General features: G+C 41.4%; 1 protein-coding gene. It reads left to right on the forward strand.

Features of this window, described 5'->3' with window-relative positions; all coding sequences use genetic code 11:
* The first annotated feature begins 236 nt into the window (after positions 1 to 236).
* A complete protein-coding gene (locus AB4496_RS22305; protein ID WP_032555261.1) occupies positions 237 to 3,623 on the forward strand; it encodes a helix-turn-helix domain-containing protein in 3,387 nt (1,128 codons plus the stop codon).
* The last annotated feature ends 59 nt before the right edge of the window (positions 3,624 to 3,682 follow it).

Consider the following 3,682-nt stretch of genomic DNA (forward strand, 5'->3'; position numbering starts at 1 on the left):
GTATTCTTTACGACACTTTGCTCTCGTTAATTGATGAATCATGCCGCTTTTTGCGGCATTTTCGTGACCGCTAAGATAAAACCTTCCAACAAATATCAAACCTCCTTTCTCCTTTGTCAATTTCAGCTAAAATAGAAAGATAATAATAAGCACAAAAAAACTCACTTTTTGGTTAATCAGCAACAAGCGTTGTGAGAACCAATATTTCATGTGTTGTTGCTGTTCAGGATTAAAAGTTGTATCGAATTATTTTCAAAATGTTCATCTTAATGAGCATTTCATTTAGCGTTCTTGCGGTAAATACATCACCCTCCGTTTTCTACCCTTTGCCCGTTCAAGCACAAGGGAACTTCCTTGCGGCAAAAAATCTGTACTTAGGTGAAGGTGGCGGACTCTGGGTTCATGATGTGCATGGAAAAATACTTTTTTATGATGGCAGAACCCTATTCCCTCGAAAAGGTAGCCTTTTGCAATTTTCTTCAGAGAAAGTCGCGTTTCTTAACGATGAGTTTTGGACTTTCTTTGATAATGAGGTGTACCGACATAGCCCAGGAATCGGCAACGCACTTGCATTTAGTTTAAGCCCAGGGGCTGAGATCGCGAATATCGGTGCTTCCGGTGATTATATTTGGGTTACAGATGGCAGTAATTTCTATACGTACAATACTCAATCTTTAGAATTTAGCACTTACTCGCTTCTAAAATTGTATCGGCATAACAATAGCAGCGATATTGCGATTAACGATGCTGAGCGGGTGCTGTCAAAATGGGTGCTTGCGACCAGTTCCGGAGTGTACCTTTCTGATAGCCAAGAATTTACTCATATCGGTGCATCAGAAAAAAATCATATAGAGACGCTGTATTTTTCGATGGCAAGACGTGAGTTAGTCATTGGTACATTGAATGGTGCAGTGATTATAGATCTTGCAAATCCTAAGAAAGAAAGGTGGGTGCGTGGTTCGCATGTTCTTTCTCTCGCTGAAACAACCGATCAATACTGGATTGGGACTGAGCATGGTCTTATCAGCTACAACTTTATTACAGGGAAAATTACACGATTTGAACAAGCCGATAATCAAGACTTTTCGTTACCGGGTGAAAAAATATATTCGTTAATTAACGACCATGCTGGTGGAATGTGGGTCGCGACCAATAACGGAATTCGATACTTTTCACTGTTCAGCAGGACATTCTCAAGAACGCCATTAACGGGAATGGGGATGCATTCGAGTAGTGTGGTGATAAACAAAGTACAGCTTGTTCGCGATCAACTGTCTTGGGTTGCTTCTTCCAGGGGGCTCTATTTGGTTGATTCTCAAAGTGAAGATAACCCCGTTCGTGTTTACTCTAACCCAGTACAGGATTTTGAGATCTTTGGTTCTTCAATTTGGTTGGCGACTGCAGAAGGTATTCTTAGTTTCAATACTGATACGTTAGAGGCTGAAAAGGTCGATCTACCAAGAGCGATTGAAGGTGTACCCGTTGAAAACTTTGCATTTGAAGCGGATAACATGCTTTGGATGACCTCGGGACAAAACCTTTATTCGTTATCTATCGAAACCAATAAGTTGACCAGTTATGGCACCGACTGGTTAGTTGATAAATTTTTGCCAGCAAAGATCACCGCTCTCAATATAGGTTTACAAGGTCGTATTTATGTTGGTACTGATCACGGATTCTACTCTTTTCTTGATGAGAGAATTAGCTTTAGTCATTCAAGCGAGCGGCTTGGCAAAGTGGTCGATATTGAAAAAGCAAAAGATGGATCCCAGTGGTTTGCGAGTAGCTATGGTGTGTATCGAATCCCTAATAACAGTTCTATTATTCAAGAGGTCACTCTTGTTGAGGAAAATATCAGTCCTAAATGTTTAATTAGCGACGATAATGGGATGTGGTTAGGCTCTTCGAAAGGTATTAGCTATTACGGATTGGATGGGCAACTGCATAAACATATCGGCTCACCATTTGGCTTGATCACCAATGAATTGGCTGCAGGTGCGTGTGCTCCGTTTTACAGCGAAGGTAGCCAGTCTACTAGGCTTATCTTCGGCTCAAGATATGGCGTGGTGAGTGCATTAGCTAATGAGCTATTGGTATCAACAACACCTCATAGCCGTGCATTGCTGAGCAAGATAAGTGTCGACCATCAGATAGTATCACTTGGTGGCAAGACGGCTGATTTAGATGAAATTCCTTATGGCTCATCAATCGGTTTTAAGATTGGAATTTTACCAGCGACATACACGCCTGCAATGGAGTATCGACTAAGCGACAATGAACCTTGGAGTGAGTTTGAAGGGGGGGTACTAACACTCGATCACCTTCTTCCTGGGGACTATACGTTGGAAGTGAAACCCGTTAAGGACTCCCATTATCGCTTTACGTCAACGAACCAAAGCTTCTCTATTGCGGAACCTTGGTATCTGAGTAATTGGGCAGCAGCAAGCTCTCTTATATTACTTATCTGTGTAGTGACTGCTTTGGTTTTTTGGCGATCACGTTACGTCACTTTCGCCAACAGGCACTTAAAGGCGCAAGTTGCATTAAAGACAGATCAACTGAGGCATCAAAGCCGAATACTACTAACGACTAATCAACAGCTTAAAAAACAGTTGTCAGTTAAGAGTGCTCTTGTCACACATACTGCTAATGAACTCTCTTCTGAAGTTAATCATATCGCAGCTATGATCCCAAATTGGAATGATGAACAAGGTAAGTCGCCAATATTGACATTGAAAAATGGCTTGGCTCAGTTGAGTAACACGCCACAAGGGAAGGGAAAGGTTTGTTACGATATAATTTTAATCTTAGAAGCTGTACTCAAAGCTTGGCAGGACGATTTAGCCAAAGCTGGTATTGAACTGGATATTAAAGTTGACACTAAACAACGACACGTCTCCTTGCTGTATTTTAATCTTGATATTATTTTCAACAGTCTAGTCGCTAGCATCATTAAGAGAAATTTTAAGTCACAGAGTATGGTGGTATTGGTTGAAGAGGTTAAAGGGCACCTTGTTGTGACGATCCGAGACCATGGAATGCCTTTCCCTAAATTGACTTCAAGCATTAATGACAATACTGGAAAATCGACCGACCTAAACATCGAAAAGTTGCCATTATTGATGAACCAGAGCGGTGGTGAACTGAATGCTTTTGTCTCGGACTCTCAAAATAAGGTGCAGCTTTCGTGGCCGATTGAATATCAAGTGTTAGATAATTTGGAAGCTAGCACAATTGAACAGATTGAGACCATTAAACTTACAGTTTCAGCGACGGAGCAACAAAGGTTAAGTGCTGAGCAAGAGTGGAAAAACAGAGTGTCACAGCTTGTAAGTGAAAACTACGCCGATGCAGAGTTCAGTACTGCAAATGCTGCTAAGTACTTGTTCATGTCAGAGAGAAGCTTACAGAGACGTTTTAAATCGGCTTATAACAAGACCTTTAAAGAGCATTTGAATGAAGTACGTTTGGAGCATGCGTGCGAGCGGCTACTTGCGGGAGAGAGGATTTCAGACGTCGCGTTTGATTCTGGTTTCAATGACCCTTCCTATTTCAGTCAAAGGTTTAAACATCACTTTGGCATGTCGCCATCTAAGTTTGCTGAAAACAACGAAGAGCAGTGAGCTAGGGACGTCCAGTAACAATATAGATAAAGATACTTTGAGCCTCGACATTCGTGTTG

The organism is Vibrio sp. 10N.222.46.A1 (assembly GCF_041473595.1).
Lineage (GTDB): Bacteria > Pseudomonadota > Gammaproteobacteria > Enterobacterales > Vibrionaceae > Vibrio > Vibrio tasmaniensis_A.